Origin of the sequence: Streptomyces sp. A1136 (genome assembly GCF_004795055.1) — a bacterium.
In the GTDB taxonomy this organism is placed as follows: Bacteria; Actinomycetota; Actinomycetes; order Streptomycetales; family Streptomycetaceae; genus Streptomyces.
This window is the reverse complement of sequence record NZ_SSBJ01000024.1, coordinates 1-20,535: the sequence shown is the minus strand read 5'-3', so window position 1 is coordinate 20,535 and position 20,535 is coordinate 1. Positions and strand designations below refer to the sequence as shown.

The following is a 20,535-nucleotide window of genomic DNA, read 5'->3' as shown; positions in this document are numbered from 1 at the left end:
CCGTCAGGATAACGGCCACAAAGCGTCGTTGACCGGTCGGAAAGCCCGTCCTAGGTTGTAAGCAGCTGCTTACAACCCGCGCCCGGGAGGCCGAAGTGACGAACACCGACACCCCCACCCTCAGCTACCCCTTCAACACCGCCGAGGGACTTCGGCTCGCCGAGGAGTACGAGCGCGTACGCGACCGTCCCGGCCTGTTACGCGTGCGGATGCCGTACGGCGAGCCGGCCTGGCTGGTCACCCGCTACGCCGACGCCCGCCTCGTGCTGGGCGACGCGCGCTTCAGCCGCGCCGCGGGCAACACCCGTGACGAGCCCCGACAGTCCGAGGGCCGCGCCGACAGCGGCATCCTGGGCATGGACCCGCCCGACCACACCCGGCTGCGGACCCTGGTGGCCAAGGCGTTCACCGTCAGGCAGGTCGAGAGGCTCCGCCCACAAGTGCGCGCGTACGCCGCCGAGCTGCTCGACGAGCTGGAGGCGGCAGGGCCCCCGGTCGACCTCGTCGACCGTTACGCACTGCCCATCCCCGTCGCCGTGATCTGCCGCATGCTGGGCGTACCGGTCGCGGACCGCCCGCGCTTTCGGGTGTGGAGCGACGCCGCGCTCTCGACCGGCTCGCTGACGGCCGAGGAGTTCCACGCCAACCGCGAGGAACTGCGCGCCTACATGGCGGGGCTCATCGACCTCCACCGCCAGGCCCCGCAGGACGACCTGATGACGGCGCTCATCGAAGCTCGGGACGGCGACGGTGACCGGCTCTCGGAGCTGGAGCTCATCGACCTGTGCGTGGCGGTCCTCGTCGCCGGGCACGAAACCACCGCGTCCCAGATCCCCAACTTCGTCCTCACCCTGCTCGACCACCCGGACCAGCTCGCGCTGCTGCGCCGGAACCCCGCCCTGATCGCGGGCGCGGTGGAGGAGCTGCTGCGGTTCGTGCCGCTGGGCAGTGGCGCCGGCCAGGCCCGGTACGCCACCGAGGACATCGAGGTCGGCGGCACCCTCGTCAAGGCCGGAGACCCGGTGCTGGTCGCGACCGGCGCGGCCAACCGCGACGCGCTGCGCTTCACCGCCCCAGGGGTCCTCGACATCCGACGCCCCTCCAACCAGCACCTCGGGTTCGGGCACGGCGTCCACCACTGCCTCGGGGCCCAGCTGGCCCGCATGGAACTCCAGGAGGCCCTGGGCGCGCTCCTCCTGCGCTTCCCCGGGCTCAAGGTCGTCGGCGACCTCACGTGGAAGACCGAGATGCTGGTGCGCGGGCCGCGCGTCATGCCGATCGGGTGGTGAACGCCGTCCGCGCGGAACCGGCGCCTGCGCCGGTGCGCCCCGTCCGGGTGCGGCTGGTCCGGGCGGGCGGTCTCCCGTGCGTTCCGCACGCAACGGCGCGGCCCAGGTCACGCGCCGGGTGATGGTGGTGCCCGTGCCCGGAACGCCGACGGTGCACGCGGACCACAGCGGGAGGAGACGGACATGGACGCGATCGTGCTTTTGCGCGACGACCACAAGACGGTCGAGAAGCTGTTCAAGCGGTTCGAGAAGACGGGCGACGACGATCTGACCGAGCGGCGCCGGATCGTCGACGAGGTGATCGAGGAACTGACCGTGCACGCCTGGATCGAAGAGCGGATCTTCTATCCGGCCGCCCGCGAAGCCGCCCCCGACACCACCGATCACATTCTCGAAAGCATCGAGGAGCACCATGCCGTCGTGTGGATGCTCTCCGAGCTCAAGGGCATGGACGCCTCGGACGAGCGCTTCAAAGCCAAGATGACCGTCCTGATGGAGAACGTCCGTCACCACGTCGAGGAGGAGGAGCAGGACTGGTTCCCCGACGTCCGCAAGGCGATGGGACGCAACCGGCTCACCGAGCTCGGAGAACGGCTCGAAGCCGAGAAGAAGAAGGCTCCACGCGACCCGCTGGCCGTACCGAGCGCGACGGACTAGCACCGGACCCCGTCCGGCAAGGTGCCCCGTCCGGACCTGGCCCCGCCCGGCGTCGGCCGCCGGGCGAGGGCCCCTGCCGTGGGCACCGGCACGCCGCGGGTTCGCTTCTCGGAGGTCCACGGCCACGTGCCGCCGCCCGCAGCGAATCCCGTGGCGCTTCCACGCACCGACCGAGGGAAGACGCATGACCATGAAGCCGCTGATGGACGACGAGGAAGACGCACGGCGTACGCCGAAGAGGACGTACGCGTTCACGGCGGCCGCGGTCACCGCGGCCGCCGTCCTGGGAGCGCGGGCGGTGGACGCCGAGAGCCGTTGGTACCGCGGGCTGCGCAAGCCGTCCTGGCAGCCACCGCCCCGGGCGTTCGGCGCGGTGTGGACGCCGCTGTACGCGTCGATCGCCTGGGCCGGCGGCCGGGCCCTGACCCGGGCCCGGGGGCCGGCGCGGCGCCGCCTGGCCGTCAGCCTCGGGGTGAACCTCACGGTGAACGCGGCCTGGACCTGGATGTTCTTCGGCCTCCGCAGCCCGCGGGCCGGCCTGGCCGGGACCCTGCTGCTGGATCTCAGCAACGCGGAGTTGCTCCGCCGCACCGCCCGCACGGACGCCCGCGCGGCCGCCGCGCTCTTGCCCTACGCCGCCTGGTGCGCCTTCGCCACCGCCCTCAACACGTCCATCGCCTCGCGCAACCGCACGGGACGACGCGCGGGTGCCGGGCGTGCGGTCCCCCGGCCGGGGGCAGCCGCCACCCGCCACGGGCGGCCCTGACGCCCCCGGCCGGGGCCGCGAGGGCTCGGTGCGCCGCGCGTCGGGACGGCGGACGTGCTCGGGGAGGGCGGGGAGCGCGGGCCGGCCGTCGGACGTTGGACGTTGGACCGTACGGGGCACGATCCGTCGCACCCACCGCGCTACCATCCGAGCGATGAGGGAGGACCTGATGAGCACGGCCGACGAGGGACGGCAGTGGCCGGACGAGGCGAGCGTCGACAATGCGAGGACGACGCTGCTGCGGCTCCTCGCGCGGGCGGGAGTCCCTTCCGACGACGCGCGGCAACTGATCGGGCTACTGGAGGCGGGAGCGCTGGCCCTCGCCCACAAGGAGCTGAGCGGCGGCGATCGGAGCGCACCGGGAGACAAGGGCGCGGCGTACGAGTCGGGCTGGCTCGACGGGGCCGAGAGCCTCCTGGAAGAACTCGGCGATGTGGCCGAGCGGAGCCTGGTGCGGGTCGTGGGCGCGGACGGTCGGCAGGGTCCGGCCGAGGAGCACCCGCGCGCCGGACGCATGGAGGTGGAACGGGCCCGAGTGGCGCTGACACCGCTGTACCGGTCGTTCACCGCGGACTCGGAGCTTGATCCGGAGGTGACCGACGAGGTGCTCGTCGCGGTCCTCGGCACGATGAGTCCCCGGCAGCGGGCCGGATACGCCGGGCGACTGACGGAGTTCGCCTCGGTGCACCGGCCCCGCCTGGAGCGGCTCTTCGAGGAATACGGGCCCGGCAGCGCCATCACGCTCCACGGCCGCTATTCGCTCGTCCACTCCGCCACCGGCATCGCCGTGCTGGAGCGGCTCGTCGCCGCCCCGCAGGGCCTGCGGGAGGAGTGGGACGCCGCGGAACTGCCGCCGGCCTGGCTGGACGGCCTGCGGATGGCCTGGGACGCCTCGGCCTGACAGGGCCTGCTACGAACGCGACCGACCCGACCCGACCCGGCCGCCCGCCAACCCGAACGTGACCGCGTACACCAGCGAGTTGACGACCGTCGCCGCTCACCGTGGTGTTCACCGTCAGGTGCCCGCGGGTCAGGAAGGCCTCCGCGGTGAACTCGAGACCGCAGCCGAAGCCCATGACGGAGCCGCCCGACGGTCCGGCCGAGAACAGCATGACGAACCTGCGGGCGCGGCCGGGTAGGCGCATCCTCACCCGGGATGGCTCGAACACTCTGATCCGAAGGACGCACACGAGCCGTAGACCAGCCGGCCCCCTGGGGCACCCCCGGTTTCGGCGAGGGCGTGAACCAGGGTTACCGGAACGCCCTGGCCGCGCTGGAGAGCACCTACCGCGCCGACCCCGCGGCGCACTTGACCATCGCGGGCTCCCCGCAGGGCGCCTGGGTCGGTGATCTGCTGCTCCGGAAGATCGCCGACAACGGCACCGCTGTGCCCCGCTCACAGGTCGACGGCATGCTCTACTCCGACCCGATGCAGCCCGGCACCGGATTCTGGCACCTGGTGCCCCAGGGGACCGTGATTCCCTTCGTGGCCTATTCTCCCGGTACCGGACCGCAGGAGTTCCCCGGCGTCCCCGTCGAGCGCTTCTGCATCCAGACCGACGGCGTCTGTGAGGCCACGTCCCTGGACTCCTTCTCGGGCTTCCTACAGCAGCCCCCGCGCTACTTCCAGCCCGGCAGCATCATCGAGAGCACCCTCACCCGGCACGGCGGCAACGGGACGGTCTGGTTCCCGGCGGCGTGAGCTGAGACCGCCGAGCTCAGGCGGGACGCCGCGGCCTGCCCGGGGGCACGGGCCGCGGCGTCACACCGGCCCGAGGGGCGCCCGCCCGCCGTGTGGCTTCCCCGGAACGGCCCCGCTTGGCGATCATGGTTCGGAAACGACCCCGACCGACGAGGAGCCCGAGCCATGCCCGTACCCGCGGATCCGACGGTGCTCCACCCGATGCCCGGGCAACCGCGGGTGGTGCTGCTCAAACCGCTCGTGAAGTCCCCGCTGATCGAGGTGGGGGAGTACTCCTACTACGACGACCCGGACGACCCGACCGCGTTCGAGACGCGCAACGTCCTCTACCACTACGGGCCCGAGCGGCTGGTCATCGGCAGGTTCTGCGCGTTGGGTACCGGAGTGCGGTTCATCATGAACGGCGCCAACCACCGCATGGACGGCCCCTCGACCTTCCCCTTCCCGACCATGGGCGGCTCATGGTCCGAACACTTCGCCCTGCTCACGGGATTGCCGAACCGCGGGGACACCGTCGTCGGCAATGACGTCTGGTTCGGCCACGGCGCGACGGTCATGCCCGGGGTGCGGATCGGTCACGGCGCGATCATCGGCACCGGGGCCGTGGTCACCGCCGACGTCCCCGACTACGGCATCGTCGGCGGCAACCCGGCCCGTCTGATCCGCACCCGCTACGACGACCGCGACATCGCCCGACTGCTGGCGGTCGCCTGGTGGGACTGGCCCGCGGAACACATCACCGAGCACGTGCGGACGATCATGTCGGGCACGATCGCCGACCTGGAAGCCGCCGCTCCCGATGCCCCGTAGGCGCTGTGCAGGCATGCCGACGGCACCGGCCTTTGGTGTGAGGCGTTGTCGTCCGGCGTGGCCGCTGGTTAGGGCATGGACGCGCGGGTAGTCCAGGCGGTATGGGATCTTTGGGTTCGCCGGTGTTGTCGGTGTTGTTCGTGGCCAGCGCGGCCGTCATCTGGTTCGCGGGAATCAAGCTGTCGGACACCACCGACGTGCTTGCCGAACGGTTGGGTCTGGGAAGCGCGTTGGGGGGTCTGATCCTCCTGGCGATCGCCACGAACCTCCCGGAGATCGCGATCACCGTGAGTGCGGCGTTGGCCGGCCAACTCGATGTGGCGGTGGGCAACATCCTGGGAGGTATCGCCATCCAGACCGTGGTCCTGGCCGTCCTGGACGCCGCCGGCGTCCGCCCGCGTGCGCCGCTGACCCGGCTGGCGGCCAGTCTGTTGCTGGTTCTCGAGGGGGCGCTGGTGGTGGTCATCCTGGCCGTCGTGGTGATGGGCACCCAGCTCCCCGCGGAGCTGCACGCCGCCCGGCTGGCCCCCGCCTCGGTCGCCATCGCCGGCCTGTGGGTGGGCGGACTGTTCCTCCTCGACCGGGCGGGCCGGGGATTGCCGTGGCGCGAGGGCGGCGACGCCCCCGAGAGCCAGCCCGAACCGCGGGGCCACTCCAAAGGCAAGAAGGAGAAGGCCGCCAGCGACAAGGGTGTGAGCACCGCCCGCGCCGCACTGGTCTTCGGCGTCTCCGCGCTGGCCACCCTGGTGGCCGGTGTCGTGATCGAACGCAGCGGTGAGGAGTTCTTCGCCCGCCAAGGCCTGAGCGGCGTACTGTTCGGCGCGACCGTGCTCGCGGCGGCCACCTCCCTGCCCGAGATCAGCACCGGTCTGACCTCGACGAAACTGGGCGACTACCAGCTCGCCATCAGCGACATCTTCGGCGGCAACGCCTTCCTGCCCGTCCTGTTCCTCCTCGCCGGCGTCATCTCCGACAAACCGGTCCTGCCGGCCGCGCACCACACCGACATCTACCTCACGGCGCTCGGGATCATCCTGACCGTGGTCTACATGGCAGGGCTGATCTTCCGCCCGCGCCGCCAGTACGCCCGCATGGGTATCGACAGCGTCGCCGCGGTGCTCATCTACCTCATCGGCATCGCGGGCCTGGCCACCATCGCGACGTGACCCGCGCGAGACGCCGCACACCCCGGCCGTTGCGGCCTCGCGTGGTCAAGGGAGCAGGCGGGACGCCAGGTCGCGGACGGTCGCCATGTCGCTGAAGGGCAGCAGGTCCTCGCCCACGATCTGGTACGGCTCGCTGCCCTTTCCGGCGATGAGGACGATGTCTTCGGGCTGAGCCGCGGACAGCGCGTGAGCGATGGCCCGGCGGCGGTCGGCACAACGCTCGTACGGCGTGCCGGTGGCCTGGATGCCGGGAGCGATCTGGTCGAGGATCGCCTCGGGGTCCTCGGTACGGGGGTTGTCCGAGGTCAGGACGCACAGGTCGGAGTGGGTCCCGGCGATACGCCCCATTTCGGCGCGCTTGGTGGTGTCGCGGTCCCCACCGCAGCCGAAGACGGTGATGACCCGGCCCCGGGCGAAGCCGCGGATGGCCGTGAGGATCTTGTCGAGGGAGTCGGTCGAGTGCGCGTAGTCCACGATCACCGAGGTGCCGGCGGGTGTCACGAACCGCTCGAACCTCCCTGGTACCGGCGGCATGTGGGTGAGCGCGGCCACCAGTCCTTCCAGGTCGTGCCCCAATACGTGGCACGCCGCGACGGCCGCCAACGCGTTGGACACGGAGAAGCGGCCGGGGACCGGGATCGCCGCCGTGTACGCCCGACCGTCGTGGCGGAGGGTGAACCGAGTGCCCGACGCGTCGGCGATCAGGTCCGTGGCCCGGAAGTCCGCCTCCTCGTCGAGGCCGTACGTCGTCACCGCGTCTGGCATCATCGTGCGGATGTCGGCGCCCACGGCGTCGTCCGCGTTGACCACCGCGTGCCGGCAGAGCCCTTGGAACAGCCGCAGTTTGGCCTCCGTGTAGTGGGCCATCGTGCCGTGGTCGTCCAGGTGGTCCTGGGTGAGGTTGGTGAACACGCCGACGTCGACGAACGTTTCGTCCATCCGGTAAGTCTGGAGGGCCATCGAGGTGGCCTCCAGCACCACGCTGCCGGTGCCCTGGTCCCGCATGTGGCCCAGGAGGTACTGGAGGTCGGGCGCTTCCGGCGTGGTCAGCACCGAGGGCGGCATGGGGATCACCGCGTCACCGATGCGGCTGCCCGACGTACCGATCACGCCCACCGAGGCGCCCTCGGAGATCCTCAGCAGCGACTCGACCATGTAGGAGATGGAAGTCTTCCCATTGGTCCCGGTCACCGCCACCACGTCCATGTGCCGACCCGGCTCGCCGAAGTAGCGGGAGGATACGACGGCGGCCGTCTTCCGGGTGTCGGGCACCTGCACGATGCACACCGCCGGCAGCAGCTCCCGTGCGGCGGACGCGGCGGCGTTTCCCGCCGCGTCGACGAGCACACCCACCGCCCCGCGCGCGAGCGCCGCGGCGATGGAGGCGGGTCCGCCGCCCCGGTGGCCGGGTACGGCGATGAAAAGCGAGCCCGGCACCACTCGCTCGACGTCGAAGGTGGTGCCCGCGGTGATCCTCGTAGACTCCGTGTCGCCCTGGATGACGTGGTGCTCGTGGCCGGTCAACAACCCGCTCAACTTCACAGTGGTCCCTTCGAAGACGGCTACGGCCCGGCGTGCGGCCTTCGCCTGGCGGCAGCGCCGACGGGACGTCGGAACCGCGTGGTGGGGTGGGAGGCGATGTGTCGCCCGCGCGGCGACCGGGGCCGGTCGGGGTCGGTCGTCGAGACCTCGCGGCAAGCGGTGTGGCGGGAAGGAGCGGCCGCGCGGGAGTGCGCTAGCCGTGGCCGTGCAGGACGCCGCGGCCGACCGTCGGGGCCTGTCCGTCGGCAGCGGTCCGGCGGCTGACGCCCGACCGGCCCGCGCCGGCCGCACGCGTGACAGGGGCAGCCTGCGGCAGGCACTCTCCCGTGACGCGTCGCGTGCGGTTCATGGCCCGAGTGTACGTGCGCCGGCACGACCCGTACGCCGCGCCGACTCGAAGCCCGTCCCAGAGGCACCGTTCCAGCACCACCTGACGCCGAGCCACGGCGGCAGGTGGTGCTGGAACCCGTCACGGGCTCCAGCACCACGACCTGTGGATCGAGCCGACAGTCCGACGGCCCCTATCCGGCTGTTCGGGGCCGACCGGGACGGGCGGCGTACTGGTTCGTCACGCGTGCGGCGGTTCGCGTCGGGCAGAGTCCGCGAGGCGGCCGGCGAGCGCCTCGACGAGGTCGCGGAGCTCATCCGGCCGTTCGATCACGAACGGCCGGTCCAGCGAGGCGAGCACGGCAGGCAGCCAGTCGAGCCGCTCCACCCGCAACTCGACACGGGACCACTGCTTCGCGTCCGAGCCCGCGCCGCTTGCGGGTGGTGATTCCGACACGATCGCGATGCCTGCGGGAAGCCGGGTCCGGATCTGCTCGGCCGTCGCCTGGACCCGCAGGGACACTTCGTGGCGGTACGGGGCGCCGGCGAGGCTTGCCAAAAGCCGCTCCGCCGGGTCGAGTCCCGCAACAGGTTCGAACACGCCGGTCAGGGTCCTCGCACCGGTGATGCGATCCAGGCGGAACGTCCGTTCCCCGCCGATCGCCGGATCCTCGCCCGTCACGTACCACCTGCCCGAGTGGGCGACGAGCCCGTACGGGTGCAGGGCGCGTTCGCTGCGCCGGCCGTCGGCGGCGGTGTACCGGATCGAGACCGGCCGGTGGTGGCGCACCGCGTCGGCGATCGCGAGCAGGACCTCGGCTTCGGGGGCGATCGACTCACCGGGCGGGGCCGTGAAGGCGAGCGAGTCGAGCACCGCGTCGAGCCTGCGGCCGAGCCGTTCGGGCAGCACCCGCCTGACCTTGGCCGCCGCCGTCTCGCTCGCCGTGCCGGTGGCCGTCGTCAATCCGGCCCGCCGACCCGCGATCAGGCCGAGCAGCACGGCGAGCGCTTCGTCGTCGCTCAGCATGAGCGGAGGCATCCGGTATCCGGGGGCGAGGCGGTATCCGCCGTAGCGGCCTCGTACGGACTCGACGGGCACGTCGAGATCGATGAGGTGGTCGGCGTACCGCCGCACCGTGCGCTCGTCGACATCGAGCCGGTCGGCGAGCTCGCCGACCGTCCGGGTGCCTCCGGATTGCAGGAGTTCGAGCAGGGTGAGCACGCGGGCGATGGGTCGGGGCATGGTCGCAAGTCTCGCGCGGATACCGGGCGGATTGTGTCCGGTATCGGTCGTAGCGTGCGGTCGTAAGCACCGATCTACCAGGGGAGAACCCATGGACTTCGTCTCGATCCGCATCATCACGGGCGATGTCGCCCGCCTCGTCGACTTCTATGAGCGCGCCACCGGAGTGCCGGCGAGCCGACCCACCGAGGATTTCGCCGAGCTGAGGACCGCCTCGGCCACCCTCGCGATCGCCGGCACCCGTACCGTTCCGCTGTTCGCGCCCGGCTCTGCCCGCCCGGCCGACAACCGCAGCGTCATCATCGAGTTCCTCGTCGACGACGTGGACGCGGTGCACCGGAAGCTGACCGGCTTCGTGGAGGACTTCGTCAATGAGCCCACCACGATGCCCTGGGGCAACCGCGCACTCCTGTTCCGCGACCCCGACGGCAACCTCGTCAACTTCTTCACCCCCGTCACCCCGGCCGCCATCGCGAGGTTCGCTCGCTGACCGGACGACGACCTGCCCTGCCGCGCGGATCGGGTACTCGGCCGACCGGTGAAGTACCGGAAGACGCCGGCCGCCGCCGGCCCGGACCGGTTCAACGGTCATTTCGCGGCGGCCGAGCCTGGTCGTTCGGCCGGGGGTGGCGCAGGGCTTTGACCAACCACGGCTGGAAGGGCAGGTGGCCGGGGACGACGTGCCAGTCGTTGACCGTCCAGACCAGCCGGAAGTACCGCTCGGTCAGCGGGTCGTGCCCCGCTTCGAAGCGACTTGCCATCCACTCACCTAGTTCGGGGCCGGCCGGGCGGCCCAGCACCGTGGCGAAGTGCGCCACCACGCCGTCCGCGACCACCGAGGCGTCCTCGCCCTCGGGGTCGGCGCCCGCTTCCATCGCGGCACCGGCCGCCTGCCCGGCGAAGGCGATGAGCTCGGCCGCCGTCTCGGCGGGAACGCCCGGCAAGACGTCTTCGTCCGCGGGCGCGGGGGCCACCTCCGCCATGCGCGCGCGGAAGCCGTCGTCGCCCATCAATTCGGCGAGCTCCACCCATGCGGCGAGCTGCTCGTCCGACGGGTCGTCGGGCAGCTCGGGGACGGCCGTGCGCAAAGCGGCGGCCGCGGGGCCGGGGGAGCTCGTCCGGGCGGTGAGGTCCTCGATGAAGTCTGAGATCAGGCGGTGTCGTTCGCCGGTGGTGAGGCTGGTGAGGCGGTGCATGAATGAGATCTCCTCTGGGCTGGAGCCGCGCCGGGCGAGGTGGCGCAGGACGCTTCGCCGCAGGCGCAGTACACGGATCTGGACTTCAGTGGCGTCGGCGTGCGCGGCGGCCACTTCGGCGACGGAGAGGCCGCCGCCCAGGACATGGCGGATGGTGGCGAGATCGACGTCCAGCTCGCGCAGGACACAGATCGTCCGGAGCCGTAGCAGCGCCGCGTCGTCGTAGCGGCGGTAGCCGGCCGAAGTGCGATGTGTCGGGGGCAGCAGTCCGCTGTCCGAGTAGAAGCGGATCGTTCGTACCGGCACGCCGGTACGGGTCGACAGACTGCCGATGGAGTGCGGGGACGTCGTGCCGTTCATGACACCCACTCTCCGGTCTCCAGCGGGTGGAGAGTCAACCGTCAGGGCCGCCTCCCGGGCGGTGCGGGCCGCGTCCACCCTCCGGCGCCGACGCCCGCCACGGCCCGGGCAGGTGCGTACGTCCCTCCTCGACGGGGCGGCCGGGATCGGCGAAGGCGCGGGCCATCGCCCAGCCACCGCTGGACGGCCGGTCGGCTGCCGCGGCGTGCACTTCGGGTTCGCGGACTCGGCCGGCGCCGGCTGGGCGCCCTCGAACGTGCCCGGGGCGCGGGTGGACGGCGCCTACGGGAACGACAACGCGGCCGTGGCGCGGAGTCGGCCGGTCGGCGGTCCCCGTCGTAACGCTGCCGCACAGGGGCCAGCCCCGGCAGGCTGGGCCGGCGCCCGGCAAGTGGCTCCGGGGTGGGTGGGCGGCTTTGATCCTTCAGGGCGCTATGCCCTGATTAAGCCGATATTCTGAAGTGTGATCGAATCCGGGCGGCCCCTGCTCCGCCGGCGCCGCGGCCAGGGGAGACTTGTGCGGCTGTCGCCGGTCATCCTGACCGTCGTCATCGCGAGCCTGGCATATTCCACGCCGCCGGAACTGGCCTTCAGTCGCCTCCTGCCCGCAGCGCCCGCCCTCGCCGCCGCCATGTGGCCCGTGCTCCCCACGGTCCTGCTCGGGACGGTCTGCCTCTTCCTGATGATCGGCCTCAGCCTCGTCTTCCCCGACCTGGGAACCTGGTGGACGGCCGCCGGGATCATCGCCGTCACGGTGGCCGCCGCGTACGGAAGCCATGTCCGGCTCCAGCGGGAGCGCACCCTCTTCCAGGTCAGGCTCGTCGCCGACGCGGCGCAGCAGGTGGTGCTGAGCCCCATGCCGCGCCGCCTCGGGAACGTCGAGATCGAGTCGCTGTACCTGGCGGCCGCGGCGGAGGCCCGCATCGGCGGAGACTTCTACGAGGTGGTGGACACGCCGTACGGGGTCAGGCTGCTCATCGGTGACGTACGCGGCAAAGGTCTGCCCGCGGTGGGGGCGGCCGCGGCGATCGTGAACGCCTTCCGGGAGGCGGCCTACGGCGAGCCCGACTTGATCGACGTCGCACGCCGGCTGGACGCCAGCAGTACCCGGTACAACGCGGCCTTTCCCCCCGAGGGACCGATGGAGCGCTTCGCCACCGCCCTTCTCGTCGAGATCCCGCACGAGGGCGGACGTATCGACATCCTCAACTGCGGACACCCCCCGCCGCTGCTGCTGCACCGCAGGAACCTGCGCGTCCTCGATCCCGGTACCCCGTCGCCACTGCTCAGCCTCGCCGAGCTGATCGGTGATCGCTACTACCTCGACACCTTCGACTTCGCCCCGGGTGACCTGCTGCTTCTCTATACCGACGGGATCGCCGAGGCCCGAGCCCGCGACGGCGAGTTCTTCCCGCTGACGGCTTGGATGCGTCGCCAGCCCGCGACACTGCCCCGGGAACTGCTCACGGCACTTCACCGCGACCTGTTGCACTACAGCAGGGGACGCCTGGACGACGACATCGCCGCCCTCGCCGTCCGCCTACGGGAGTCCTGAGGCGCGAGCCGGATCGGACGCGCGAGCCATCGGAGCCGCGCCACTGAACCACGCGCCGCACCACCCTCCGGCGGCCGGCCCCGCAGCCCCTGCTACTGCAAGGGCTGCTGCGGCGCGGTGTCGGCTTCGGCGGCGTCGGCGAGCGCCTTGGCCGCGGCTGCCGCCGCCTGCGCCGCGTCGCTGGCGGCTTGGGTGGTCCTGTCCTCGGCCGCGGGGACGTCCCGGGTGGCAGGCGACTTCGGCAGTACCTGGTTGAAGGCGCGGGAGACGTTCTCCAGTGCGGAGGTGAGCTCGCCGGGGATCACCCAGAAGGTGCTGCCCGGCCCCTGGGCGAGTTGGGGGAGGACCTGAAGGTACTGGTAGGCCAGGAGCTTCGGGTCGGGATCATTGCGGTGGACGGCCTGGAAGACCTCGTCGATGGCGCGGGACTGGCCCTCCGCTCTCAGGATCTCGGCGGTGCGCGCGCCTTCCGCCCGCAGCACCGCGGACTGCTTGTCCCCTTCGGCCGTGAGTATCTGGGACTGGCGCTGTCCTTCGGCGGCCAGGACCGCGGCCCGCTTGTCCCGCTCCGCACGCATCTGCTTCTGCATCGCGTCCTTGATCGATTGCGGTGGGTCGATGGCTTTGATCTCCACCCGGTTGACCCGCAGCCCCCACTTGCCCGTCGCCTCGTCCAGGACGCCGCGCAACTGGTTGTTGATCGTGTCCCGCGAGGTGAGCGTCTTCTCCAGGTCCATGGAACCGACGACGTTGCGCAAAGTGGTGACCGTGAGCTGTTCGACGGCCTGGAGGAAGTTGGCGATCTCGTACGAGGCCGCTCGCGGGTCGGTGACCTGGAAGTACAAGACGGTGTCGATCTCGACGACCAGGTTGTCCTCGGTGATGACCGGCTGGGGTCTGAAGGAAACCACCTGCTCCCGGAGGTCGATCACGGGATAGACGCGATCGATGTACGGGATGACGACATTGAGGCCCGGTGTCAACGTGCGGTGGTAGCGGCCCAGCCGTTCGACGTTGCGGGCACGGGCCTGAGGCACGATGCGCACCGCCCGCAGGACGGTGAAGACGGCGAGGAGCGCGGCGAGCAGGCCGAGGATGAGGGCCGCCGATGTTTCCATGGTCACTCCCGGGGATAGACGAGCGCGGTGCTGCCGCTGATCTCCATGACGTCGACGGTCGTTCCCGGCGCGATCACCAGCGTTTCGTCGTACGCGCGGGCGGTCCATTCCTCACCGCCGATACGGACCCGGCCGCCCTGTGCGGACACCTCCGAGACGACGTAGGCCGCCCTGCCCACCAGTGCCTCCACGCCGAACCGCTCCCCGGGCGGTTGGAGGTGGCGCACGGCGAGAGGACGCACGAACCACAGGCTCAGCGTCGCGACCAGCGTGAAGACGACGAACTGCAGGGGCACGGCAAGCCCGAGCGCGGCGCAGGCGGCGGTGAGGGCCGCGGCTCCCGCCAACAGCCCCAGTGCCGCGGTCAAACTGAAGACCTCCGCCACAGCCAGTACCGCAGCGGCGATCAACCAGATCAACCACGGGTCCAATGGAGCCCCTCCTGACTCCCGGGCGCCGACCGAAGCCCCCGAATGGTGATGAATCCTTTCATCAGGGATTTACCCATTTTCAGAGCAGTGTCCCAAGGCCGGTGGCCCCTGCCCCCGCCGGCCTTTGCCGGGGCAGCGATCGGGTGCGGGGGACGGTACGGGGGCCTAGCCCGCCGGTCGTCGCCGGCGCTCCGCGGTGTGACGTCACGGCCACCCGAGACCCTTGTGCCGAACGTGAACGGTAGTGGAAGGTTGGACCACATCTGTCACCCCGCTCCATGCCCGGCCAGACGGCCACCCTCTACTCGGCGGGCCGCTGTACAGCCTTCACGTGAGGTGGAAGTCCCCATGAACCGCCCTGTTCGCATCCCGCTCCCCGGCGGACTCCGCAGAGTGGTCACCCCGACGTTGCGTCTGCTGAAGATTCCCACCCAGCCGGCCCCGGCCCTGGCAGAGGGGATTCCCGCGGCAGAGGGAGCCGCGGGGCACCGGACCCGTGAGGAGGAACTGCTGGAGAGCCTGCCGGGAGTGGTCCGCGACCGGGGACGCCTCGCCCGTGTACGCGATGACCTCCTGCCCTCCGCCGCCCGTGAGGCGAACCTCCGGATGGTCGCGGAGGCACTGGAGGCAGCCCGCGTCCCCTACGGTCTGGTCCCGGACGGCGGGCTGGTCCATCGTGTGGCGATCTCTCCGGGGGACCGCCCGCGCGCCCTGCGGGCACTCGCCGGGGCGTTCGCCGGACAGCTCGTCTACGTCCGGTTGCTCGGGCTCGCGGGCGAGCCGGCAGACGTGCTTGCCGAGACGCTGCTCGGCGCCGTTGCGGACGCCGAGGTCGATCAGGGGCCACCGACCTCGACGCCGGACGACGGGCAGCACCCGAGAGTCACCGGTCTGCGCGTCCACCAGCCGGTGGTCACCTCCGGCAGAACCCTCCGATACGGGGCCGATCACGGCTGTGACGTCGAGTTCTGGGAGCCCTCCGGGTCCGGGGCGGGCGGGGTCGCCTCACTTCGCCCGACACCGTACGGCTGGTGGGTGCCCTCCATGACGGCTTCCGTCACGCGCCGCATCGGGGACCGCGGCTACCCCGTCCTCGACGCGCTGGCGGGCTGCTTCCCCCACGACATCACCTTCCCCATCGACGCCGTGATCACTTGGGTGGACTCCTCCGACCCGCAGTGGCGTCGCCGCCGCGACGAGGCCGCCGCCGACTCGGCCGCGGCCACGACCGACCGGGCCGAGCACCGGTACCGTGATCGCGGCGAGCTCCGCCACTGCCTCCGCTCCATCGCCGCCCACGCCCCCTGGATCCGACGCATCTTCATCGTCACCGACGCCCAGGTCCCGCACTGGCTGGCCACCGAGCACCCACAGATCACCGTTGTGGACCATCAGGACCTCTTCGCCGACCCGGCCGGGCTGCCGGTGTTCAACTCCCACGCCATCGAGAGCCGGCTCCACCGCGTTCCCGGACTCGCCGAACACTTCCTCTACTTCAACGACGACATCTTCCTGGGGCGCGAGCAACAGCCCCAGGACTACTTCCTCGCGTCCGGACTGCCGAAGGTCTTCCACGACCAGCGGGCCGTACCCCCGGCGCACCCGGACACCGACGACCAGGACGACGTCTTCACCGCCTCGCAGAAGGCCACCCGACAGGCCGTCGAGCGCGCCGCGGGCCGTACCTACCCCTACATCCTGGCGCACGCCCCCTACCCGCTCAGTCGAAGTCTGTACGCCGCCGTCGAGGCGCGTCTGCCCGACCTCCTCGAATCCGTCGCCCGCTCGGTGTTCCGCAGCGCCGCCGACGTCGCCCCGGTCACCCTCGCGGCCCACTTGGCCCTCGCCGAGGGCCGGGCCGTCGAGGGCGACCTGTCGCACGCCTTCATCGCCACCGACAGGTCCGAGCAGATCCGGCAGTTGCCGGACCTGCTCCACTCGCGCTCGGCCGACGCCATCTGCCTGGCGGACGACGCCGGCTCCGAACTCTCACCCAGCGACCAACACCGCGCGGTGACCGCCTTCCTGGAGGCCTACTTTCCCGTGCCCTCCCCGTACGAACGGCCGTAGCGGCCACCGCAAGGGCTCGTGGACAGCGCCGTTGGGCGCGCGCCTCGTCTTCCAACGGCGCGACAAGCCACTGGATGCTCCAACGGTGCGGATGGCCGAGCTCGGGACAGGCGAATACGTTGAGCTCACCCCAGCGGCCCACGGTGACCGCCGTGGGAGTGGCGCAGTGACGACCTGCTCCGGATGCAGCACACAGGGCTCGGGCACGAAGCCGTCGGACCCGCCGGGGCCGTGCGCGTCGAAGGGACACCAGAAAATTTGGAGCAGGTCGCGGTCGCCCGGCCCCGCCGGCAGGTCGGGCAGGTCCCGCCGGTACGGCTGCGCGAGGCCGATCAGCGGTAGCGGGTCGGTCTCGGACGCCCCGGGGATAGGGTGCTCCCGATGCAGCTCGACCAAGAGGTCCCGTTCCTCGTCCGTAGGGCCGGGAGCCTGCTCGCGGGACCATGCGGAGGCCAGAACCTGCCGGTAGCGGCGGAGGCCGGCCGGGCCCCGACCCCGCCCACGGGCATGAGCCTCCCCGCATACCGGCCAGGGCTCGTCCGCCGGCCACAGCGTGGGCCCGCCCACCGAGCTTGCCGGCAGGTCTGGTCTGCCCGGCCGGGGGTGGAGCCGGGTCGTCGTGCCCCGGAAGGCGGCCAGATCCGGGAAGAGCGCCTCGACATCGACAGGGCGCGGGGCGTGGTCCTCGGCATGGGCGCGACCTTAGACGCCTGATCGGCCGCGCCGGGAGGGGGTCATCGGGTCTTGGAGTGAGGTGCTTCCGGCGAAGGCCGGGGGTGGCCGCCCCGTCGGTGTACGGCGGTCCACTCCAGGATGGTCGCGGCGTCCAACCCGCTGTCCGCGGTGATCAACGCGGCGGGGACGCCGGCGCGGGCGGCGGCTTGTGCGGCCTTGCGCAGGTCGGCGATCCGGCTCGCCATCCCTTTCTCACGTGCCGCCGCCGGAGCCGTGGCCAACCTGCACGCGTCGGCTGCCAGGCGTCGCGTCGCGTTCCGCAAGAGTTCGCGGGCCAGTGCCAGGTCGGCGGCGGACCGGTGCTCATGCGGCCCGTCGGAGCCGGAAGCGACGGGAGTCGGGCCGTGAGCGTACGCCGAGTCCGATGGCGGCGGATCGGTCAGCGGCTGCCGGTCCGCCTCGGCGCTGAACCACACGCCCACCGTCATCTCCGGTCGGCGTTCCTCCATCTTCGCCAGCAGCACGAACGCGGCTTTGTCCTGGGCCGTGAACGGGGGCTGGGTCATCGAGCGCGGCCACAATCGGTAGCGCAGGACCACGTTGATCTCCGCCGCGAGCAACGTCAGCCTGGCCCCGATGTACAACCAGGACAGCAGCCCGATCACGATCGCGAAGAAGCCGTACACGTCGGTGGCATGGGCGATGGCATGACGGACGTAGAAGGTGCCGGCGGCCTGTAGCGCCTGCCAGAAGGCGGTGGCAAGCGCCGCGCCCACCAGGACGTCGCGTACGCGCACCGTGGCCGCGGTCAGCATGGTGAAAGCGGCGAGGAAGACCCCGAAGTTGACCACCGCCGCCACCGCCAAGGTCCATGGGCCGGCCAGCACCCCGAGCCCCGAGCCGAGGCCGGCCAGGGTTGTGGACATCAAGATCGCCAACCCCAGCAGTGCCAGGACCGTGAACCCCCGCAGCTGCCGGCTGACGTACCCCGGCCAATGCTTGAAGGGAACGTTCCATATGGTGTTCATCGCGTTCAGGGATGCCTGACCGAGCCCCAGGGTGCCGTAGATCGCGCCGAGCACACCGAGTGCCAGCGCCATGCCGCTGCCTCGCAGCGGGTGCGCGGAACTGCGCAACTGGCTGCCGAGAACAGGGAAGTTGGCCAGCGCCGAGTTCACCAGCCGATGCTCCAGGGCTGGATGCCCGCCGGCCACGAAACCGAGGATCGTCGAGAACAGCAGCAGCAGCGGGAAGAGCGCGAACATCCCGTACCAGGCGATCAACGTGGCCTTGCCTCCCGCCTGGTCATTGCCGAACTTCTGCATGACGGCGAACGGCAATCCCGCGATCGCGTGGCGCTGCTGGAACCCGTCGACGCGCCGTACCACAACCTCCGCGCGGTTCATCGCGCCACCTCCGGGGCAAAGCTGCAGGCGGGAGCCCCTCTCCCATCCTGCGCCGATCGACCGCCGCCATCCAGGCGACAGGGAACCGTTCGAGGTCCTCGCTCGCGCGGGAGCACGGGCGAGGGACCGGAAGCACTGACAAGGCCGTGAGGTCGCCGGGGGCTCCGCCGGGGAGCTACGGTTGTTTCATGGGAGAAATCGGAACCCTTCCCCTGGTTGTCAACCTCGGCAGGGTTACGCTCTCCGGCCGAAAGTATCCTTAGCTCAAAAGACAGAGCCCCGTGCTGTGGACGCGGAGGTTATCGGTTCAAATCCGATAGGACGCCGTCGGCGGGCTTCCTTCCGCGTTCGGCAACGAGGGAAGCCCAGCGGCCTTCACGAGGTGATCGCGGGTGTTCCTGGTAACACAATTCCCGATCGCCGACCTGCGTCCTCTCCTCGCCCGGGAGACTCGCCGACTCGATGTTCCGTGCTGGCCACTGGCGCAGTCGGGCGAATTCGTCAGATCGACCGGGCCGGTGCGCCACCGGAAGCAGGGTGGATTGGTCCCCTGGCTTGGTGAGGGTGTCTTCTGCGACGCCACGAGCGTGTTCCGCTTCCCGCCGAGTTTCTCGGAGTTCCCCCTCCTGTCCGGGGACGAGCGCACATCCGGTTTCGCGTGCGCCTACAGGAGGCTGATCACGGACGGGTTTGTCGGTATCCGGTTCGAGCTGGCCGTCGCGGGCGGCAGGTCAGGCAGGCGGGGGCGGGCGAGATTTCCCGGCCAGGACCTCGTCGCACTCCTGATCAACTGGCTCGACCTGCCCATCGCCGTTACGTCCAGCGGCGATGGCGACCGTCGCAACAACTGCCATCTCGGACAGGCTGGAGCGCCGCTCACGGCGCACATCCTGCGGGCGACCACCAGACTCCCGACCTCCACGCCCTCCGCCGACCGTTCCTGGCTCCACCCCGGCCGGCCGCTGCTACTGGCCGACTACACGTCCAAGGAGGCGCAGCGGCCGCCGGACGCCAAGGTCGTGGACCTACGGCAGGACATCGGGGTATGCCTGGCGCACTGCCGTGCGAGCTACCGCGGAACACTGGTCGGGGTCTGGCTGATCGAACGGACGGGCCCGAATCCGGACAGGGACGCCCTGCGGCGGCTCCGGGTCCATCTGCTCCGCCTCCACACCGAGTACGAGTGTGTGCGACTCGTACTCCGCTTTCTCATGAGACAAGCGAAGGACGGCAGGAACACCGAGGCGGTGTCGCGTTTCCTCAATCGGGGACTTGACCTGCTGACGAGCCCGCGGAAGTACGGATTCGACCAGGATCCGATCCTGGCTGCCGCATACGAGGCGGAGCAACTCGTGGCCGCGGACGAATGGCGGACCATGACACACATGCTGACCACGAACAGGGCGCGGGACGTGGCCCAAATCGACAACGTCACCCGCGGACAGGCCCTTTTGGACAGCAACACCACCCCAGACGGCGGGTCGCAGCCGGTCTACATCGCGGACCGGATCGTGGTGGCGGGGAAAGGCGGGACCGTGAACGAGTTCCACACACGAGCAGGCGGAAACATCCACGGCGTCATCGGCAGCGGAAACGTGGTGACGAACAGTTTCAACCGGATCGACGGCTCGAACCTGCCCGACGAAGCCAAAGCCTTGCTGAAGCAGCTCACGGAAGCCGTAGCACTGACAGCGAGCAAGCTGCCCTCCGAGGAGGCCGAACAGGTGAGCAGGGACCTCACCGCCTTCCAGGACGAAGCACTGTCCGGCACACCGCGCAGGAATGTGCTCCAGGTCTTCGGCGACTCGCTTCAGAAGGCGGTCGACTTCGTCGGCGACGTCGGAGCCCCGATCGCAAACCTCGTCACCGCCGTGATCGGCTTGATTACGTAAGTGCCGCCGGGATGAGGACGAAATCGAGTACGTCAGTACGTCGACCCCTGAACGCGACGGCTTCTCTTGCCCACCCTCGCGGATAAGAAACACTTAAAGATCGAACGCATGGTCGGAGGGTAGTCGGGCAGTAGGCGGTTCGGAGGTTGATAACTATGGTTCCCCTGCTTCTTGTTCTTCTGCTCGCCCTGATCCTGTTCGGTGCCGGTTTCGCGGTGAAGATCCTCTGGTGGGTCGCCATCGTCGTTCTGGTGCTGTGGCTGATCGGTTTCGTCGCCCGTCCGAAGGGTGGCAGTGGCCGTTGGTATCGCTGGTAACGGAACGACACCG

The 20,535-nt window shown here is 70.6% G+C and carries 18 protein-coding genes and 1 pseudogene; 12 read left to right on the top strand and 7 right to left on the bottom strand.

Going from position 1 to position 20,535, the window contains the following annotated elements; genetic code table 11:
- The first annotated feature begins 95 nt into the window (after positions 1–95).
- The 7 genes and pseudogenes from E6R62_RS22945 to E6R62_RS22915 all read left to right on the top strand — a co-directional run bounded on the left by E6R62_RS22945 (position 96) and on the right by E6R62_RS22915 (position 6,390).
- The gene (locus tag E6R62_RS22945) at positions 96–1,289 is read left to right on the top strand and encodes a cytochrome P450 (RefSeq protein ID WP_136215399.1); all 1,194 of its coding nucleotides are present in this window, start codon (positions 96–98) and stop codon (positions 1,287–1,289) included.
- Positions 1,290–1,472: 183 nt separating this feature from the next.
- Entirely contained in the window at positions 1,473–1,946 is a 474-nt protein-coding gene (locus tag E6R62_RS22940) for a hemerythrin domain-containing protein (RefSeq protein WP_136215398.1), read from the top strand.
- A 184-nt stretch (positions 1,947–2,130) separates the two neighbouring features.
- Positions 2,131–2,712 carry a TspO/MBR family protein gene (locus tag E6R62_RS22935; protein WP_240801827.1) on the top strand — a complete coding sequence of 194 codons (582 nt, stop codon included), beginning with the start codon at positions 2,131–2,133 and terminating at the stop codon, positions 2,710–2,712.
- A gap of 154 nt (positions 2,713–2,866) precedes the next feature.
- The gene (locus E6R62_RS22930) at positions 2,867–3,613 is read left to right on the top strand and encodes a hypothetical protein (RefSeq protein WP_240801826.1); all 747 of its coding nucleotides are present in this window, start codon (positions 2,867–2,869) and stop codon (positions 3,611–3,613) included.
- Positions 3,614–3,934: 321 nt separating this feature from the next.
- Positions 3,935–4,414, top strand: a pseudogene (locus E6R62_RS22925) (PE-PPE domain-containing protein); the annotation flags it as partial.
- A gap of 165 nt (positions 4,415–4,579) precedes the next feature.
- Positions 4,580–5,224, top strand: coding sequence for a CatB-related O-acetyltransferase (locus tag E6R62_RS22920; protein WP_136215396.1), 645 nt, complete (start codon positions 4,580–4,582; stop codon positions 5,222–5,224).
- 101 nt (positions 5,225–5,325) lie between these two features.
- Positions 5,326–6,390, top strand: a complete 1,065-nt coding sequence (locus tag E6R62_RS22915; protein WP_136215395.1) for a sodium:calcium antiporter — start codon at positions 5,326–5,328, stop codon at positions 6,388–6,390.
- Between the two features lie 45 nt (positions 6,391–6,435).
- On the opposite strand, the gene E6R62_RS22910 is transcribed toward E6R62_RS22915, so the two are convergent.
- The 3 genes from E6R62_RS22910 to E6R62_RS22905 all read right to left on the bottom strand — a co-directional run bounded on the left by E6R62_RS22910 (position 6,436) and on the right by E6R62_RS22905 (position 9,502).
- Positions 6,436–7,932 (bottom strand): UDP-N-acetylmuramoyl-L-alanyl-D-glutamate--2,6-diaminopimelate ligase, encoded by a 1,497-nt coding sequence (locus tag E6R62_RS22910; protein WP_136215394.1) that lies wholly within the window; start codon positions 7,930–7,932, stop codon positions 6,436–6,438.
- A 193-nt stretch (positions 7,933–8,125) separates the two neighbouring features.
- Entirely contained in the window at positions 8,126–8,281 is a 156-nt protein-coding gene (locus tag E6R62_RS39705) for a hypothetical protein (RefSeq protein ID WP_168714149.1), read from the bottom strand.
- A gap of 219 nt (positions 8,282–8,500) precedes the next feature.
- Positions 8,501–9,502 (bottom strand): YafY family protein, encoded by a 1,002-nt coding sequence (locus E6R62_RS22905; RefSeq protein ID WP_136215393.1) that lies wholly within the window; start codon positions 9,500–9,502, stop codon positions 8,501–8,503.
- Between the two features lie 91 nt (positions 9,503–9,593).
- Here E6R62_RS22905 and E6R62_RS22900 point away from each other — a divergent pair, with 91 nt between their 5' ends.
- Positions 9,594–9,992 carry a VOC family protein gene (locus E6R62_RS22900; RefSeq protein WP_136215392.1) on the top strand — a complete coding sequence of 133 codons (399 nt, stop codon included), beginning with the start codon at positions 9,594–9,596 and terminating at the stop codon, positions 9,990–9,992.
- A gap of 91 nt (positions 9,993–10,083) precedes the next feature.
- On the opposite strand, the gene E6R62_RS22895 is transcribed toward E6R62_RS22900, so the two are convergent.
- Positions 10,084–11,058: a MerR family transcriptional regulator gene (locus E6R62_RS22895; RefSeq protein WP_136215391.1), complete on the bottom strand. Its 975-nt coding sequence runs from the start codon at positions 11,056–11,058 to the stop codon at positions 10,084–10,086.
- Positions 11,059–11,575: 517 nt separating this feature from the next.
- Here E6R62_RS22895 and E6R62_RS22890 point away from each other — a divergent pair.
- Positions 11,576–12,613, top strand: a complete 1,038-nt coding sequence (locus E6R62_RS22890) for a PP2C family protein-serine/threonine phosphatase (RefSeq protein WP_136215390.1) — start codon at positions 11,576–11,578, stop codon at positions 12,611–12,613.
- A 92-nt stretch (positions 12,614–12,705) separates the two neighbouring features.
- Here E6R62_RS22890 and E6R62_RS22885 read toward each other — a convergent pair whose 3' ends face one another.
- Both E6R62_RS22885 and E6R62_RS22880 read right to left on the bottom strand, forming a co-directional pair.
- Complete coding sequence (locus tag E6R62_RS22885; protein WP_168714148.1) at positions 12,706–13,731, bottom strand: SPFH domain-containing protein; 1,026 nt, start codon at positions 13,729–13,731, stop codon at positions 12,706–12,708.
- A 2-nt stretch (positions 13,732–13,733) separates the two neighbouring features.
- Positions 13,734–14,162 (bottom strand): NfeD family protein, encoded by a 429-nt coding sequence (locus E6R62_RS22880; protein WP_136215388.1) that lies wholly within the window; start codon positions 14,160–14,162, stop codon positions 13,734–13,736.
- 348 nt (positions 14,163–14,510) lie between these two features.
- Here E6R62_RS22880 and E6R62_RS22875 point away from each other — a divergent pair, with 348 nt between their 5' ends.
- Positions 14,511–16,232 (top strand): stealth family protein, encoded by a 1,722-nt coding sequence (locus tag E6R62_RS22875; protein ID WP_136215387.1) that lies wholly within the window; start codon positions 14,511–14,513, stop codon positions 16,230–16,232.
- A 734-nt stretch (positions 16,233–16,966) separates the two neighbouring features.
- Here E6R62_RS22875 and E6R62_RS22865 read toward each other — a convergent pair.
- Positions 16,967–18,313: a YihY/virulence factor BrkB family protein gene (locus tag E6R62_RS22865; RefSeq protein WP_136215386.1), complete on the bottom strand. Its 1,347-nt coding sequence runs from the start codon at positions 18,311–18,313 to the stop codon at positions 16,967–16,969.
- 542 nt (positions 18,314–18,855) lie between these two features.
- Here E6R62_RS22865 and E6R62_RS22855 point away from each other — a divergent pair.
- Together E6R62_RS22855 and E6R62_RS22850 are read left to right on the top strand one after the other, a co-directional pair.
- The gene (locus E6R62_RS22855) at positions 18,856–20,205 is read left to right on the top strand and encodes a hypothetical protein (protein WP_136215385.1); all 1,350 of its coding nucleotides are present in this window, start codon (positions 18,856–18,858) and stop codon (positions 20,203–20,205) included.
- Positions 20,206–20,360: 155 nt separating this feature from the next.
- Complete coding sequence (locus E6R62_RS22850; protein ID WP_136215384.1) at positions 20,361–20,522, top strand: hydrophobic protein; 162 nt, start codon at positions 20,361–20,363, stop codon at positions 20,520–20,522.
- Positions 20,523–20,535 lie beyond the last annotated feature (13 nt).

Bases quoted from the DNA above. Each gene is read 5' to 3' on its own strand.
- E6R62_RS22850 (WP_136215384.1), top strand. From the start codon at position 20,361: ATGGTTCCCCTGCTTCTTGTTCTTCTGCTCGCCCTGATCCTGTTCGGT.
- E6R62_RS22930 (WP_240801826.1), top strand. From the start codon at position 2,867: ATGAGGGAGGACCTGATGAGCACGGCCGACGAGGGACGGCAGTGGCCG.
- E6R62_RS22940 (WP_136215398.1), top strand. From the start codon at position 1,473: ATGGACGCGATCGTGCTTTTGCGCGACGACCACAAGACGGTCGAGAAG.
- E6R62_RS22935 (WP_240801827.1), top strand. From the start codon at position 2,131: ATGACCATGAAGCCGCTGATGGACGACGAGGAAGACGCACGGCGTACG.
- E6R62_RS22905 (WP_136215393.1), bottom strand. From the start codon at position 9,502: ATGCCCCGACCCATCGCCCGCGTGCTCACCCTGCTCGAACTCCTGCAA.
- E6R62_RS22915 (WP_136215395.1), top strand. From the start codon at position 5,326: ATGGGATCTTTGGGTTCGCCGGTGTTGTCGGTGTTGTTCGTGGCCAGC.
- E6R62_RS22900 (WP_136215392.1), top strand. From the start codon at position 9,594: ATGGACTTCGTCTCGATCCGCATCATCACGGGCGATGTCGCCCGCCTC.
- E6R62_RS22865 (WP_136215386.1), bottom strand. From the start codon at position 18,313: ATGAACCGCGCGGAGGTTGTGGTACGGCGCGTCGACGGGTTCCAGCAG.
- E6R62_RS22875 (WP_136215387.1), top strand. From the start codon at position 14,511: ATGAACCGCCCTGTTCGCATCCCGCTCCCCGGCGGACTCCGCAGAGTG.
- E6R62_RS22920 (WP_136215396.1), top strand. From the start codon at position 4,580: ATGCCCGTACCCGCGGATCCGACGGTGCTCCACCCGATGCCCGGGCAA.
- E6R62_RS22895 (WP_136215391.1), bottom strand. From the start codon at position 11,058: ATGAACGGCACGACGTCCCCGCACTCCATCGGCAGTCTGTCGACCCGT.
- E6R62_RS39705 (WP_168714149.1), bottom strand. From the start codon at position 8,281: ATGAACCGCACGCGACGCGTCACGGGAGAGTGCCTGCCGCAGGCTGCC.
- E6R62_RS22885 (WP_168714148.1), bottom strand. From the start codon at position 13,731: ATGGAAACATCGGCGGCCCTCATCCTCGGCCTGCTCGCCGCGCTCCTC.